At 65.6% G+C, this 15709-nt stretch carries 15 protein-coding genes; 11 read left to right on the top strand and 4 right to left on the bottom strand.

Annotation, left to right across the window (positions count from 1 at the left end; translation table 11 throughout):
- Window positions 1–153: 153 nt before the first annotated feature.
- Entirely contained in the window at window positions 154–2793 is a 2640-nt protein-coding gene (topA, locus tag ACQ651_RS10170; protein ID WP_430449196.1) for a type I DNA topoisomerase, read from the bottom strand.
- A 125-nt stretch (window positions 2794–2918) separates the two neighbouring features.
- Between topA and ACQ651_RS10165 the strand changes: the two genes are divergently transcribed.
- Window positions 2919–3347 (top strand): hypothetical protein, encoded by a 429-nt coding sequence (locus tag ACQ651_RS10165; RefSeq protein WP_227284834.1) that lies wholly within the window; start codon window positions 2919–2921, stop codon window positions 3345–3347.
- A gap of 3 nt (window positions 3348–3350) precedes the next feature.
- On the opposite strand, the gene dprA is transcribed toward ACQ651_RS10165, so the two are convergent.
- From dprA to tldD, 3 genes are all read right to left on the bottom strand, one after another.
- Window positions 3351–4541 carry a DNA-processing protein DprA gene (gene dprA, locus ACQ651_RS10160; RefSeq protein ID WP_430449195.1) on the bottom strand — a complete coding sequence of 397 codons (1191 nt, stop codon included), beginning with the start codon at window positions 4539–4541 and terminating at the stop codon, window positions 3351–3353.
- A gap of 92 nt (window positions 4542–4633) precedes the next feature.
- Complete coding sequence (locus ACQ651_RS10155) at window positions 4634–5122, bottom strand: GNAT family N-acetyltransferase (RefSeq protein WP_227284831.1); 489 nt, start codon at window positions 5120–5122, stop codon at window positions 4634–4636.
- Complete coding sequence (gene tldD / locus ACQ651_RS10150) at window positions 5119–6543, bottom strand: metalloprotease TldD (RefSeq protein ID WP_430449194.1); 1425 nt, start codon at window positions 6541–6543, stop codon at window positions 5119–5121. Before tldD ends, ACQ651_RS10155 begins: the two co-directional genes overlap by 4 nt.
- A 159-nt stretch (window positions 6544–6702) precedes the next feature.
- Between tldD and coxB the strand changes: the two genes are divergently transcribed.
- From coxB to ACQ651_RS10100, 10 genes are all read left to right on the top strand, one after another.
- A complete protein-coding gene (gene coxB / locus ACQ651_RS10145; RefSeq protein ID WP_430449193.1) occupies window positions 6703–7584 on the top strand; it encodes a cytochrome c oxidase subunit II in 882 nt (293 codons plus the stop codon).
- A 6-nt stretch (window positions 7585–7590) separates the two neighbouring features.
- Window positions 7591–8532 carry a heme o synthase gene (gene cyoE / locus ACQ651_RS10140; protein WP_227284827.1) on the top strand — a complete coding sequence of 314 codons (942 nt, stop codon included), beginning with the start codon at window positions 7591–7593 and terminating at the stop codon, window positions 8530–8532.
- Window position 8533: 1 nt separating this feature from the next.
- The gene (locus tag ACQ651_RS10135; protein ID WP_121896960.1) at window positions 8534–8728 is read left to right on the top strand and encodes a hypothetical protein; all 195 of its coding nucleotides are present in this window, start codon (window positions 8534–8536) and stop codon (window positions 8726–8728) included.
- On the top strand, window positions 8725–9288 hold the full coding sequence (locus ACQ651_RS10130) for a cytochrome c oxidase assembly protein (protein ID WP_227284826.1): 564 nt from the start codon (window positions 8725–8727) through the stop codon (window positions 9286–9288). The genes ACQ651_RS10135 and ACQ651_RS10130 overlap by 4 nt, the downstream gene beginning before the upstream one ends.
- 21 nt (window positions 9289–9309) lie before the next feature.
- On the top strand, window positions 9310–10116 hold the full coding sequence (locus ACQ651_RS10125) for a cytochrome c oxidase subunit 3 (RefSeq protein WP_227284825.1): 807 nt from the start codon (window positions 9310–9312) through the stop codon (window positions 10114–10116).
- A 184-nt stretch (window positions 10117–10300) separates the two neighbouring features.
- On the top strand, window positions 10301–10975 hold the full coding sequence (locus ACQ651_RS10120; RefSeq protein WP_227285199.1) for an SURF1 family protein: 675 nt from the start codon (window positions 10301–10303) through the stop codon (window positions 10973–10975).
- Between the two features lie 10 nt (window positions 10976–10985).
- Window positions 10986–12374 carry a threonine synthase gene (thrC, locus tag ACQ651_RS10115; protein WP_430449192.1) on the top strand — a complete coding sequence of 463 codons (1389 nt, stop codon included), beginning with the start codon at window positions 10986–10988 and terminating at the stop codon, window positions 12372–12374.
- Window positions 12371–13633 carry a M16 family metallopeptidase gene (locus ACQ651_RS10110; RefSeq protein WP_227284822.1) on the top strand — a complete coding sequence of 421 codons (1263 nt, stop codon included), beginning with the start codon at window positions 12371–12373 and terminating at the stop codon, window positions 13631–13633. The genes thrC and ACQ651_RS10110 overlap by 4 nt, the downstream gene beginning before the upstream one ends.
- Window positions 13633–14217 (top strand): GNAT family N-acetyltransferase, encoded by a 585-nt coding sequence (locus ACQ651_RS10105; protein ID WP_375551883.1) that lies wholly within the window; start codon window positions 13633–13635, stop codon window positions 14215–14217. The genes ACQ651_RS10110 and ACQ651_RS10105 overlap by 1 nt, the downstream gene beginning before the upstream one ends.
- Before the next feature lie 64 nt (window positions 14218–14281).
- Window positions 14282–15682 (top strand): FAD-binding oxidoreductase, encoded by a 1401-nt coding sequence (locus tag ACQ651_RS10100; protein WP_227284820.1) that lies wholly within the window; start codon window positions 14282–14284, stop codon window positions 15680–15682.
- Window positions 15683–15709 lie beyond the last annotated feature (27 nt).

The raw sequence follows: 15709 nt of genomic DNA, 5'->3' as shown, positions 1-15709 counted from the left end.
TCGCCCCTCGGCCCTGCATCCGGAATGTTACATGTCTTAACATCGGGTGTGCGGCGGGCGAGATCAAGCCCCGCCAGCGTCATTCCCTGCGCAAGCCCTTGTCGCGGCGGCGTCGCCCGTACGGCCGGCCCTATTCTCGTTCCGGGCGCGGGCTCAGCTTGCCTTCTTGCGCGTTGTCCGCTTCTTGCCGCCCTTGGCCTGACGCTCGGCGATCAGTTTCACCGCCATCTCCATGGTGACATCGGCGGGATCGGTCCCCTTCGGGATCGTGGCATTCACCTTGTCCCACTTCACATACGGGCCGTAACGGCCTTCCATCACGTTGACCGGACCGCCGTGTTCGGGATGCTCGCCCAGTTCATGCAACGGCGGCACCGCCGCCCCGCGCCCGCCGCGCTTTGCGGCCTTTGCGGCAATCAGTTCCACCGCACGGTTCATCCCGACGGTCCAGACTTCCTCCACATCGGGCAGGTTGGCGTAGATCCGGCCGTGTTTCACGAATGGCCCGTAGCGACCGATACCGGCCTCCACCGGCTCTCCGTCCTCTGGGTGCTTGCCCACCTCGCGCGGCAGGTTCAGCAGCATCAGCGCCTTGTCGATATTCATCTCCATGGCGTCCCAGCCCTTGGGAAGCGAGGCGCGTTTCGGTTTCTTTTCCTCCTCCGTCACCTCGCCCAACTGCACGTAGGGGCCAAAGCGGCCGGTTTTCAGATGCACCGGCAGGGAGGTGTCGGGGTCCACGCCCAGCATCCGCTCCTCGGTTTGGTTCTCATCGCCGTCTCCGGGCGGGGCGAAGGCGCGGGTGTAGCGGCATTCGGGGTAGTTGGAGCAGCCAATGAAGGCCCCGCCGGAACGCGCCGTGCGCATGCTGAGCCGCCCCTCCCCGCAATTGGGGCATAGCCTCGGGTCCGAGCCGTCTTCCTTCGCCGGGAACAGATGCGGCTCCAGCACCTCATTGATCTTTTCCAGCACATCGGTGATCCGAAGCTCGGCGGTCTCGTCGATTGCAGCCTTGAAATCGCGCCAGAACCGCTCCAGCACGTCCTTGTAGTTCCGTTCGCCGGCGCTGACCTCGTCAAGCTGGTTTTCCAGATCGGCGGTGAAGTCATAGCCCACGTAGCGGCGGAAATAGTTGCTCAGGAACGCCGTGACCAGCCGCCCCTTGTCTTCGGGGATCAGCCGGTTCTTGTCCTTCACCACATAGCCGCGATCCTGAATGGTCGTGACGATCGAGGCATAGGTGGAGGGGCGCCCGATCCCCAGTTCCTCCATCCGTTTGACCAGTGTCGCCTCGGTATAGCGCGGCGGGGGCTGGGTGAAATGCTGCTGGCCCAGAACCGCGCCGTCGGCGCTGAGAACGCCGCCGCCGTTCCGGCGCAAATCGCTGGCGGTCTCGTCCTGGATCACCGCATCGGCGTCGCCGGCGGCCTTGGCGAAATCGGCCTCAAGGGCGGCGGCCCTAGGGGTCACGTCATCGCCTTCGGAAATCTGCGGCAGGCGCTTGTCGTCATCGGCCTCCACATCGTCGCGGCCTTCTTCGTAGACCTTCAGGAATCCGTCGAACAACACCACCTGGCCCGTGGCGCGCAACACGACCTCCCCGTCGGCGCTGGCCACATCCACCGTGGTGCGTTCCAGCCGCGCGCCCTCCATCTGGCTGGCGATCGTGCGCTTCCAGATTAGGTCGTACAGCTTTTTCTGGTCGTCTTCGGACAGGCGGATATCGTCGGGGGCCTTGGCCATATCCGTGGGGCGGATACACTCATGGGCTTCCTGTGCGTTCTTGGCCTTGTTCTTGTAGACGCGGGCGGATTTCGGAACGTAATCGGCACCATAGCGATCCTTGATCGCATCCCGCGCGGCGGCGACCGCTTCGGGGGCCATGTCGATCCCGTCGGTTCGCATATAGGTGATATGGCCGGCCTCATAGAGCCGCTGCGCGGCGCTCATCGTCTGGCGGGCGCCCATGCCGAACTTGCGGCTGGCCTCCTGTTGCAGGGTCGAGGTCATGAACGGGGCGGCGGGGTTGCGGTTGGCCGGTTTCGCCTCGACCGACTGCACCTTCAGCGCGCGGGACGAGACCGCCTTGACCGCCATCGACGCGGCGGCGGCGTTGTCCAGATCGTACTTGTCGAGCTTCTTGCCGCCAAGCACGGTCAGACGCGCCTCGAAACTCTGGCCGCGCGGCGTATCGAGCACGGCGCGCACCGACCAGTATTCGCGGTGCTTGAACGCCTCGATCTCCATCTCGCGCTCGACGATCAGGCGCAGACAGACCGATTGCACGCGCCCTGCCGATTTCGCCCCCGGCAGTTTGCGCCAGAGCACCGGCGAAAGGTTGAACCCCACCAGATAATCCAGCGCGCGGCGGGCCAGATAGGCCTCCACCAGCTCCATATCCACCTGCCGCGGGTTCTTCATCGCGTCGGTCACCGCGGCCTTGGTGATGGCATTGAAGACAACCCGGCTGACCGGTGTGTCCTTCTTGATCGCCTTGCGCTTCCGCAGCGCCTCTTCGAGATGCCAGCTGATTGCTTCCCCTTCGCGGTCGGGGTCGGTGGCGAGGATCAGGGCGTTGTCCTCTTTCAGCGCGTCGGCGATGGCTTTGACATGCTTCTTGCTGTCGCTGCCCACCTCCCACAACATCTCGAATCCCGCGTCCGTGTCCACCGATCCATCCTTGGGCGGCAGGTCGCGGACATGGCCGTAGGATGCGAGAACCGTATAGTCGTCTCCCAAATACTTGTTGATTGTCTTGGCCTTAGCGGGGGATTCGACAACGACAACAGGCATCAGGGATCACCTTTGAACAGGGAAGTGGTGTGGCGGCGGAACATGTGGGGCCTTGCCGGGGGTTGTCAATGCGCGTTTCGCTGCGGCACTCTGGCGAAGGTGATTTTGAAGTGGGGGGTATTGAGATGCGATATGTTGCGATCCTGATGGCGGCCTGTCTGGCCTGGCCGGCGCTGGCCTCGCCGGTGGAGCCGGTGCCCGGTGTGCCCGAGCGGCGCGAGTTGCTGAACACGCTTCGGCCATTGGTGGAAAACGATCTGGGCGCCCCGGTGGAGTTCATGGTCGATCAACTGCTCTGGGAGGACGATCGCGCCTTCGGCCGGGTGGTGGCGCAACGGCCCGGCGGCGGCCAGATCGATATCGCGACGACGCCGATGGTGCAGCGTGACGGCGTTTCGCCCGAGGGGATCGACGGACCTCGGGTCGAGGCGTTTTTCCGGAAGACATCGGAGGGCTGGGAGGTGGTCACCTACGAAATCGGCACCACCGATACATGGTTCCTGGCCTATGATTGCGCCAATTACGGCGCCTTCATGCGGGAATGGGGCTGCTGATCGCTAGACGCAGCGCGTCAGAAGCCCGCCCGGCCGGCGCTCGATGCTGCCGGCCAGCTCCATCTGTGCCAGCGCACGGGCGATCTCCGGTGCGGGCAGGCCCAGATCGCGGATCAACTGATCCTCCGCCGTGGGGGAGGGGCCAAGCCGGGTCAGGATGCGTTTGCTGAGACTGTCACTTGAAACAGGCGCCCGCGCGGCCGCTTCGGCGGGCTCGCGCGCCTGCTGCGGCGAAAGATGCGGCGGCTCAGGCGGCGGATCGGGCCGCGCGTCTGGGGCGTTCGGCATGCCGATCTGTTCCAGCACGTCCTGCGCATTGCGCACCAGCGTCGCCCCATCGCGGATCAGCATGTTGCAGCCCGATGCGCGGGTGTCCATCGGGTGCCCGGGGACTGCCAGCACCTCCCGCCCCTGATCGAGGGCGATACGCGCGGTGATGAGCGACCCGGATCGCGCGGCGGCCTCCACCACGACCACGGCGCGGGCCAGCCCCGAGACGATGCGGTTCCGGCGGGGGAAATGCCGGGCCTGCGGATCAAGCCCGAAAGGCTGTTCCGACAGGCGCAGCCCGCATTTGGCCATGTCGCTGGCAAGGTTGCTGTTTTCCGCCGGGTAGATCACGTCTAGCCCGCCTGCGTGAACCCCGACGGTTCCAGTTTTCAGCGCCGCCAGGTGGGCCAGCGTGTCGATGCCGCGCGCGAGGCCCGAGACCACAACATAGCCCGCAGCCCCCAGATCGGCGGCGAGACGTGTGGCCATCCGCGCGCCAAGCGAAGAGGCATTCCGGGTGCCCACCAGCGCGATGGCGGGCCGGTGCAGAAGGCCAAGATCGCCCATCGCCCAGAGAACCGGTGGCGCATCCGGCGTGCGGGCCAGAAGCGGCGGGTAGGATGCGTCGCCAAGGCACAGCATCGCGGCACCCGCCCGCCTGGCGGCCTTCATCTCGGCAAGTGCCACGCCTTCGGGGCAGATCGCGTAGCGTTCGACACCCGCGGCGCGGGCGACCTCCGGCAGGGCCTCAAGCGCCGCCTGCGCGCTGCCATGTTCGGACAGAAGCCGCTGGAACGTCACCGGCCCGACCCGGCGGGAGCGGAAGAGTTGCAGTCGCGCCAGCCGGTCGGGGCCATCCCGGCTGGGCGCGGGCGCGAAGCCCAGAGGCGGCTCGGCAAAGCCCGGATCAAGCTCAACATGCATCGCCGCCACGCTAGCGGCCAAATGGTTAACCGAGCGTTACGCGGAGCCCCGGGTACCCGTTGATCCGCCGCGTCTGCCCAAGGCGGGGCAGATCAGGCCGTCACGCGCTTTGTCAGAACCTTTGCATGCAGCGGGAAGGTGCCCGTGGCGGTATCAAGCTGCACCGTTTCGGTGCGCGCGATCGCCCATCCTTGGCGGATATAGAACCGCTCCGCCCGGTCATTGCCGATAGCGATGTCAAGCCACGCGACGGATGCGCCGTTGGCTGCGATCCGCGCCTCGGCATCGCTCAGCAGCAGCGCGGCAAGCCCGGTGCCGCGCGCGTCGGGCGCCAGAAACAGCTGATACATCTCATCCGCGCGGGTCGCGCAGAACCCAAGCGGCGCACCGACAGGTCCGGCGGTGCGGATCATCGGCTGCAGCGCGGGCAGCCGGGCGCGAAAGTCGTCGAGCGTGCGCAGATCGACCAGCTCCGGCGGGACGAGATGCCCATGCGCCTCATGCCAGGCATCGTGCCAAAGCCGCGCAAGCGGGGCCAGGTCTTCGGGGCGGGCCTTGCGGATCGCCGGTCTTGCGGTCAAGCCGCCGAACCACCCACGGTCAGCCCGCCGATCAGCAACGTGGGCTGCCCCACGCCGACCGGCACCCACTGGCCGTTCTTGCCGCAATTGCCCATGCCAGGATCCAGCGCCATATCGTTGCCAATGGCGCGGATCTGCGTCAGCGCGGTCGCTCCGTCGCCGATCAGCGTTGCGCCCTTGACCGGCGCGCCGATCCTGCCGCCCTCGACGCGGTAGGCCTCGGTACAGCTGAACACGAACTTCCCGTTGGTGATATCGACCTGGCCACCGCCGAAGCCCACCGCATAGATCCCGTCCTTCACATCGGCAACGATATCGCCGGGGTCGGCCTGCCCGCCAAGCATGTAGGTGTTGGTCATCCGCGGCATCGGGATATGGGCATAGCTTTCCCGGCGGCCGTTTCCGGTCGGTGCGACGCCCATCAGGCGTGCATTCTGGCGGTCCTGCATGAAGCCCACCAGAATACCGTCCTCGATCAGGACATTCTTGCCCGAGGGCGTTCCCTCGTCATCGACGGTCAGGCTGCCGCGCCGGTCTGGAATGGTGCCATCGTCCAGAACGGTTACGCCGCGCGCGGCCACCTGTCGGCCCATCAGCCCGGCAAAGGCGGATGTCTTCTTGCGGTTGAAATCGCCCTCCAGCCCGTGACCCACGGCCTCGTGCAGCAGAATGCCGGGCCAGCCTGGGCCAAGGGCCACATCCATCACGCCCGCGGGGGCGGGCACCGCCGACAGGTTGACAACCGCGATCCTCAGCGCTTCCCGCGCCGTCGCCTCCCAGCTCGCCCGTTCCAGAAGGCCGGTCAGTCCGACGCGCCCGCCACCCCCGGCGGAGCCGGATTCGCGACGCCCGTTTTCCTCGACGATCACGCTGACATTCAGGCGCACCATGGGGCGGATATCGGCCACGCGGGTGCCTTCGGGCCGCAGGATCTCCACCTCCTGCAGGCTTGCGCCCATCGACGCGGACACCTGCACCACCCGGGGGTCGAGCGCGCGGGCGAAGGCGTCGATTTCCTTCAATGTGTCGAGTTTTACCGAAAACTCGGCGCCGCTCATCGGGTCATCGTCGGTGTAGAGCTTGCTGTTTGTGCCCTGCGGCCCGTCGGCCAGCGTGCCGCCACCATCGCCCACCGCCAGCCGCGCGGTTTCCGACGCGCGCAGCAGCGCGGATTCGGAAATCTCGGTGGAATGGGCATAGCCCGCGACTTCGCCTTTCACGGCGCGCAGGCCAAAGCCTTCGGACGCGTCGTAGCTGGCGGTTTTCACCCGTCCGTCATCGAAGACCAGCATTTCCGAGCGCCGGCGTTCGAGGAAAAGCTCCCCGTCATCGGCGCCGTCTGTGGCTGCGCGCAGCACGCGCAGGGCGGCGGCCTCGTCGATCAGGGTGTCAAACGGGCGGAATGGTGTGGTCTGGGTCATGGAAGCTCCTGTCGGGTGGCAGCCGGAAGATCGTCAAAGTGAGACAATTTTGACCACTCTCTTGTATCCTGAACGTCTATATGGTTCATCCAGCTTGGAACGCAACGGAGGGTGGTCTGGCGAAGATCCGGCCGGCCTTCGAAGAACAGGACAATCGGTATGTCACTTCGTATGAAGATGAGCGGCCTCGGGGCCGGATTTGGCGCAATGCTTCTGGCCGGCGCCGTCAATGCGCAAAGCGTGGGCGAGGGGCTTGAGATCCGCGGGGCCCCGGTGCCGGGCGGGGTGAACTTTCAGCCGCCCGCGACCAATCTGGCGCGCGACCTGCAGGCGCTGGATACATTCCTGCTGGTGATCATCACGGCGATCGTTCTGTTCGTTGTCGGGCTGCTGGCCTGGGTCGTGCTGCGCCACAACGCGCGCGCCAACCCGACGCCGGCGACCTTCACCCACAACACCAAGATCGAGATCACCTGGACGGTGGTGCCGCTGATCATCCTGTTCGTGATCGGGGGCTTTTCGCTGCCGGTCCTGTTCAAGCAGCAGACGATCCCCGAAGCCGATGTCCTGATCAAGGCAACCGGTTACCAGTGGTACTGGGGATATGAATATCCCGAAGAGGGGCTGGCCTTTGAAAGCTTCATGCTGGAGCGGGACGAGCTTGAGGAATACGGCTACAGCCAGCAGGAATATCTGCTGGCCACCAACACCGCCGTTGTGGTGCCGACCGGCCAGAACGTGGTGATCCAGGTGACCGCGGCCGATGTGATCCATTCCTGGGCGATGCCGGCCTTCGGCGTGAAGCAGGATGGCGTGCCCGGCCGTCTGGCCGAGCTGTGGTTCGCAGTCGATCCCGGCATGGAAGGCATCTATTTCGGCCAATGTTCGGAACTCTGCGGTGTCAACCACGCCTATATGCCGATCACGGTCTTTGCCGTCACGCCCGAGGAATACGAGGCCTGGCTTGCGGGCGAGGCGCAGGAGTTCGCCTCCACCGGGACACGGGCTCCGCGCTATCTTGAACTGGCCGCGGTCGAGTAACGGTTGATGAGCGACGCCACCGCAAATAGCACGACCAGCGGCCCGGGGGAGGCGCAGTTCGGCGATTATGTCGCGCTGCTGAAGCCACGGGTGATGTCGCTGGTGGTCTTCACCGCTCTGGTGGGGTTGCTGGTGGCGCCGGTCGCGGTTCCCCCGATGATCGGCTTCACCGCGATCCTGTTCATCGCCATCGGGGCGGGGGCCTCGGGTGCGCTGAACATGTGGTACGATGCCGATATCGACGGGGTGATGAAGCGCACCGCCCGGCGGCCGGTTCCGTCCGGAAAGGTCGCTCCCGGAGAGGCGCTTGGCCTCGGGATCGCGCTTTCCGCGATGTCGGTGGCCATGCTGGGGCTGGCGACGAACTGGTTTGCCGCCGGGCTTCTGGCCTTCACCATCTTCTTCTATGCCGTGATCTACACGATCTGGCTGAAGCGCATGACCCCCCAGAACATCGTGATCGGCGGCGCGGCGGGTGCCTTCCCTCCGATGATCGGCTGGGCCGTGGCCACGGGCGGCGTATCGCTGGAAAGCGCGCTGATGTTCGGGCTGATCTTCATGTGGACGCCGCCGCATTTCTGGGCGCTGGCGCTGTTCATGAAGTCGGACTACCACAAGGCGAAGGTGCCGATGCTGACCGTGACCCACGGCCGCGAGGAAACCCGACGTCAGATCCTGATCTACACGATCCTGCTGGTTCCGGTGGCCATCGGCGCGGCCTTCACTTCCATCGGGGGGCCTCTCTATCTGGCCGTCGCGGTCGCTCTGAACGCGATCTTCCTCAAAGGGGCGTGGGATATCTGGCGGCGCGACGAGACGGTGGCCGAGGCCGATGCCTACGCGACCGAGAAGAAGGTCTTCCGCTTCTCTCTCTACTATCTGTTCCTGCATTTCGGTGCGCTTCTGGCCGAGGCGGCGCTGCGCCCCTATGGCCTTGGAGGTTGGTAGGATGCCGATCACCGAAACCCACGAACTTCACAAACGCCGCTTTGGCCGCAATCTGGGCGTGGCACTCTGCCTTGTCGGATTCTGCGCCATTGTTTTCGGACTGACCATCGCGAAGATCCGTCAGGGCTCGCAGATGGAGGCGTTTGACCACCAGCCGCGCGTGTCGATCACCCCTCCTGTGGAGACTGACCAATGACGCTTGATCGTAACCAGAAAACCGTGGCGCAATGCGTGGGCGTCGTTCTGATCATGGGCTCGCTGGCCTGGGCGGCGGTGCCGCTTTACGACTGGTTCTGCCGGGTCACGGGCTATGGCGGAACCACCAACGTGTCCGAGACCGAAAGCGATGTCATCCTCGACCGGACGATCCTGGTCAGGTTCGACGCAAGCCTTGCCCGCGACATGCCCTGGGAGTTCCGACCGATGCAGACCTCGATGGAACTGCGCATCGGCGAGACCGGTCTGGCCTTCTACGAGGCCTATAACCCGACCGACCAGCCGATTGCCGGGACCGCCAGCTACAACGTGGCGCCCTTCGATGCGGGGCTCTATTTCTCTAAGATCGAGTGCTTCTGCTTTCAGCAGCAGGTTCTGGAACCCGGCCAGCGCGTCGAAATGCCGGTCACGTTCTACGTGGACCCGGCGCTTGTGGACGACCCCGAGGCCAACGGCACGCCCGCGATCACGCTGTCCTACACGTTCCACGTGACCGACATTCCAGAAGATTACGCCGCACTTGGCGGCTCCACAGACTAAGCCAGACGAAGGACCGACATCATGGCCCATGTGAAAAACCACGACTACCACATTCTGCCACCGTCGATTTACCCCTTCCTGGGCGCGATCGCGGGCTTTGCGATGTTGACCGGGGCGGTGCTCTGGATGCACGGGTCGGGGCCGTGGCTGTTCCTGATCGGCTTCGTGGCGGTTCTTTATGTCATGTTCGGCTGGTGGTCGGATGTGGTGGCCGAAAGCAATGCGGGCGATCACACGCCGGTGGTGCGGCTTGGCCTGAAATACGGGTTCATCATGTTCGTGATGTCCGAGGTGATGTTCTTCGTTGCCTGGTTCTGGGCGTTTTTCAAACACGCGATCTACCCGATGAATACCTACGAGGCCTCCACCTATGTGCCGCCGGAGTTCTATCAGGTCGATGCCTTTCACCTGCCGCTGATCAACACGCTCGTCCTTTTGCTGTCGGGCTGCGCGGTCACCTGGGCGCACCATGCGCTGGTGCATAACGAAAGCCGCAAGGACGTGGAACTGGGCCTGATCATCGGGGTGGTTCTGGGGATCGTGTTCACCGGCCTGCAGGCCTATGAATACTGGTACCTGCTGGACCATCAGGACTGGAGCTTCGGCGGGGACAAGTTCTTCTCCACCTTCTTCATGGCCACCGGGTTCCATGGCGTGCATGTGATCATCGGCACGATCTTCCTCTTCGTGTGCTATCTGCGCGTGCGGGCCGGGCATTTCACCGCCGAAAAGCATGTCGGGTTCGAAGCGGCGGCATGGTACTGGCACTTCGTCGATGTGGTCTGGCTGTTCCTGTTTGCGGCGGTCTACATCTGGGGTATCGGCTGACCCGTCGCAGCGGCCTCTTGCGGTCCCGCTTGCGGGATCGCGCCGGCCTCACTGCTCTGCTGCCCGGGGGCGCCATATCGGCCCCCGAACCGTTCGTGCCGGAACCGGGCGGGCAGGCCGGACCGATCTTGATACCTGGCACGGGGCCTGCCGATCGGGGTGGGCCTTTCCAATTGGAGGGACGCTGTTGACACGGATGATCTGGCCCCTGGTCTTCGGGATCTGCGGCGTGGCCATTCTGGTGTCGCTTGGCGTCTGGCAGATGCAGCGGCTCGCCTGGAAAGAGGGTGTGCTGGCCGATATCGAAACCCGGATCGCCGCGCCGCCCGTGGCCGTGCCGGGCGTGCCCGATCCGGTCGCGGACCGCTACCTGCCGGTCGAAGCCACGGGAGAGGTCGGCGAGGACTTCATCCGGGTTCTGGTCAGCCAGCGGCGGATCGGGGCGGGATATCGGGTGATTTCCCCGTTCGAGACGGAGGGGCGCAGGCTGCTTCTGGACCGCGGGTTCGTCCGCGTCGCGGATGCGGTGCCGGCAGCGCCCGCCGGCGCGGTCAGGGTGACCGGAAACCTGCATTGGCCCGATGAGGTGACCGGCGCCACGCCCGCACCCGACACGGAGGCCAATATCTGGTTCGCCCGCGACGTGCCCGCCCTTGCCCGCGCCTTCGGGACCGAGCCGATCCTGCTGGTTGCGCGCGAGATGTCGGAAGACGAAGGCGCCCTGACGCCCCTGCCGGTGGACACAAGCGGCATTCCCAACGATCACCTCAGCTATGCGATCACCTGGTTTTCGCTGGCGCTGATCTGGATGGGGATGACACTCTATCTTCTGTGGCGTATCAGGCAGCGGACGATCTGAAGGCGGACACATGCAGTATATCTCGACGAGGGGCGAGGCCCCGGCGCTGACATTCGAAGAGGCGATGCTGACCGGGCTGGCGCGCGACGGCGGTCTTTACGTGCCCGCCGAGGTGCCGGTGATGGCGACGGCGGATATCGCGGCGCTGGCCGGGCTCAGCTACGAAGATGTCGCCTATCGGGTGATGCGCCCCTTCATGGGCGACAGTTTCACCGATGCCGAGATCACCGATTGCATCGCGCGGGCCTATGCCGGGTTCGGCCATGCCGCCCGCGCCCCGCTGGTGCAGATGCAGCCGAACCATTTCCTTCTGGAGCTGTTCCACGGGCCGACGCTGGCCTTCAAGGATTTCGCGATGCAGCTGATCGGGCAGCTGTTCCAGACCGCGCTCAGCCGCCGCGGCGACCGGGTGACGATCGTGGGCGCGACCTCGGGCGATACCGGATCGGCCGCGATGGAGGCGTTTCGCGGGCTCGACGCGGTGGAGGTCTTCATCCTCTACCCCCATGGCCGTGTTTCCGACGTGCAGCGCCGCCAGATGACCACGGTGGCCGAGGCCAATGTTCACGCGCTCGCCCTTGCGGGCGATTTCGACGATTGTCAGGCCCGCCTGAAGGACATGTTCAACGATTTCGACTTCCGGGACGGGGTGAAGCTGGCCGGTGTGAACTCGATCAACTGGGCACGGGTGCTGGCGCAGGTGGTCTATTACTTCACCGCGGCGGTGTCTCTGGGCGCGCCGCACCGCAAGGTGAGCTTCACCGTTCCCACGGGGAATTTCGGCGATATCTTTGCAGGCCATATCGCCCGGCGCATGGGGCTGACGATTGAAAAGCTGGTGGTGGCGACCAATCAGAACGATATCCTGCACCGGGCCCTGTCCTCCGGCGATTACGTGACGCAGGGCGTGACACCGTCCATCAGCCCGTCGATGGACATTCAGGTGAGTTCCAATTTCGAACGGGCGCTGTTCGATGCCTATGATCGGGATGGCAATGCGGTGGCGCAGCTGATGGATGAACTGAAATCCGGTGGGGGGTTCCACATCTCGCAGGGCGCGCTTGGCCGGTTGCGCGATCTTTTCGCCTCGGGCCGGGTGTCGGAGGACGAAACCTCCGCCATGATCGCAGAGGCGAAGCGGGATATGGGCGAAATGCTTTGCCCGCATTCCGCGATTGGCGTGAAGGTCGCGCAGGACCATCTGGGCGCGACCCCGATGATCACCCTCGCCACGGCCCATCCCGCCAAGTTCCCCGATGCGGTGGAGGCGGCCTGCGGGATCCGCCCGCCGCTGCCGGCGCGCATGGCCGATCTGTTCGAGCGGCCCGAGCGGATGACGCGGGTGGACAACGACCTTGCGGATCTTCAGGCGCTGATCCGCGGTGAGGTCATGGCATGAGCGTGGCGCTGCACACCCTGCCCAACGGTCTGCGTATCGTGACCGAACACATGCCGGGCCTGCAATCGGCCGCGCTTGGCCTCTGGGTCAATGTCGGCGGGCGGCACGAGCGGGTGGAGCAGAACGGCATCGCCCATTTTCTGGAACACATGGCCTTCAAGGGCACCGCACGGCGCAACGCGCAGCAGATCGCCGAAGAGATCGAGGATGTCGGCGGCTATATCAACGCCTACACCTCCCGCGAGGTGACCGCCTATTATGCGCGGGTGCTGAAGGATGACGTACCGCTGGCGCTCGACCTGATCGCCGATATCGTGCTCAATCCGGCTTTCGACCCGCGCGAGATCGAGGTGGAGCGCAGCGTGATCCTGCAGGAGATCGGCCAGGCCGCCGATACGCCCGACGACATCATCTTCGACTGGTTGCAGGAGGTCGCCTATCCGGCACAGGCCCTTGGGCGCACCATTCTCGGCCCCGCCGAACGGGTGCGCGGTTTCGGCCATACGGATCTGACCGGGTTCGTGGCCGAGCATTACGGACCGGGGCAGTTGATCCTGTCGGCGGCGGGTGCGGTGGATCACGACGAGATCCTGCGCCTGGCGGAGGCGGCCTTCGGCCATCTGCCGCCCTGCGGGCAATCCCGTCCCGAACCGGGCCAGTTCGCAGGTGGCGAACGCCGGGAGATAAAGCCGCTGGAACAGGCGCATTTCACCCTTGCGCTGGAGGCGCCGGGATATCGCTCCGACGATATCTATACCGCGCAGATCTATGCGACCGCTCTGGGCGGGGGCATGTCGTCGCGCCTGTTTCAGGAAATTCGCGAGAAGCGCGGGCTTTGCTACACCATCTACGCGCAAGTCGGCAGCTATGACGACACCGGCATGATGACGATCTATGCCGGCACCGGCGCGGATGACCTGCCCGAGCTTGCCCGGCTGACCATGGACGAGATCAAGCGCGCCGCCAGCGACATGAGCCAGGCGGAGCTGGATCGGGCCCGCGCCCAGATGAAGGCCGGTATGCTGATGGGGCTGGAAAGCCCCTCTGCCCGGGCCGAGCGGCTGGCACGGCTGGTGGCGATCTGGGACCGGGTGCCGCCGCTGGAGGAAACCATCGCCCGGATCGATGCGGTCGATCTGTCCGGTCTGCGCAACTTCGGAGCCGGGCTTGCCGGCGCCGAACGGGCCGCGATGGCGCTTTACGGCCCCGTGGCGAAAGCCCCCGATCTCATCAGATTGACGGAGCGTCTGGCCGCCTGATGCTCGCCCGTAGACGCAGACCGAAGATCGAGACGGAGCGGATGACGCTGCGGTTGCCGCAGCATTCCGATTTCCGCTCCTGGACATCGCTCAGGAAAGGCTCGGCGCAGTTCCTGCAACCTTGGGAGCCGTCCTGGGCCGGAGATCACCTGACGCGCAAGAGTTTCACCAACCGCGTCTACTGGGCGCAGCGGGCGATGGGGCAGGGCTCGGCCATGCCGCTTTTCATGATCCGCAGATCCGACGATGTGCTGGTGGGCGCGATCACGCTGGACAATATCCGCCGTGGGCCGGCGCAGGCGGGCACGCTCGGCTACTGGATCGGGCAGGCCCATGCCCGGCAGGGCTATATGCGCGAAGCGATCCTTGCGGTTGTTCATCACGCCTTTCGCTCGCTGGATCTGAGCCGGGTGGAGGCCGCCTGCCTGCCCGAGAATGTGGCCTCCCGCGGGGTGCTCGAACGCTCCGGCTTCAAATACGAGGGCGTGGCGCAAAGCTATCTGCAGATCAACGGGCGCTGGCGGAACCACGTGCTTTACGCCAATCTGCGCAGTGACCGGCGCGGGCGCACCGACGTCGGCTAGCGCCGTCCCTTGAGGGTTCATGCGGCGGTTCCCGCCGATGCGCCTTGCCGATGAGGAGTGGCTGATGACCGAGATCGAAACCATTCTGCGCCAATCCCTGCCGGCGGCAAGCTTCCGCCCGCCCGAGCCACGCTATCTGGAGGAGCCGCGCGGACGGTACGCAGGTCAGGCCGTGGCGGTTCTGGCGCCGGCCTCCACCGAGGAGGTGGCAATGATCGTCAAAGCCTGCGCGCAGACCGCCACGCCGGTCGTGCCCTACGGCGGTGGCACCGGGCTGGTCGGCGGGCAGATCGCGGGGGAGGGGACGAGACCGGTGGTCCTGTCGCTGGAACGTATGCGCCAGATCCGCAAGCTGGACCCGGTGGGCGCGACCATGACCGTCGAGGCCGGGGCGATTCTGGCCGATATCCACAGCGCTGCCGCGGGGGAGGGATTGATCTTTCCGCTGACCCTCGCCTCGCAGGGCTCGGCGCGGATCGGCGGCCTGCTTTCCACCAATGCGGGCGGGGTCAACGTGATCCGCTACGGCAATGCCCGGGATCTGTGTCTGGGGCTGGAGGCCGTGTTCCCTGACGGCACGGTGATGCATGGGCTGTCATCGCTGCGCAAGAACAACACCGGTTACGATCTGCGGCATCTGCTGATCGGGGCGGAAGGAACGCTTGGCGTGATCACGGCGGCCACCCTGCGGCTTTTCCCGGAGCCGGCCGCCACCGGCGCGGCGCTGATGGTGGTGCCGGACCCGGATGCGGCGCTGGCGCTTTTGCGCCGTGTGCAGGCGCGCGCGGGCGGCGGCTTGTCGGCCTTCGAGCTGATCGGCGGGATGGGGCTCACCTTTCTCGACGAGGTCGGGCCGGACCTGAAACAGCCTTTCGCGGGACGGCCCGACTGGATGTGCCTCATTGATCTGGGGCTGGCGCAGGGGCAGGACCCCTCGGAACTGCTGGAGGCGGTTTTTGCCGAGGCCCATGAGGCGGGGCTTGTCAGCGACGGTGTGATCGCGCGCTCCGAAGGCCAGCGGCAGGCATTCTGGAACTTGCGCGAGAGCATCCCCGAGGCGAACCGGCGGATCGGGTCGATCTCCAGCCATGACATTTCCGTTCCCGTCGCCGCCATCCCGGCCTTCATCGCAGAGGCCCCGGGGCGGCTGGCGAAAATCGGCGATTACCGGATCAACTGTTTCGGCCATCTGGGCGATGGCAACCTGCATTACAACGTCTTTCCGCAGCCGGGCGAAAGCCGGGCGGATCACGAGGAGGCGCGCGGCCCGATCAAGGCCTGCGTCCATGACCTTGTTCATGAAATGGGGGGGTCGGTTTCGGCGGAACACGGGATCGGCAGGCTGAAAGTCGACGATCTGGAACGCTATGGCGACCCTGCGAAGCTGGCGGCGATGCGCGCGATCAAATCCGCGCTGGACCCCGCGGGCATCATGAACCCCGGGGCCGTCCTGCGCGCGCCATAGAGTGCCTCGCAATCCGACAGCCGAGAT

It is taken from the genome of Rhodophyticola sp., assembly GCF_965284195.1.
Taxonomy (GTDB): Bacteria; Pseudomonadota; Alphaproteobacteria; order Rhodobacterales; family Rhodobacteraceae; genus Rhodophyticola.
Note: the sequence above shows the minus strand (reverse complement) of the source record. Positions and strands in the feature narration are given on the sequence as shown.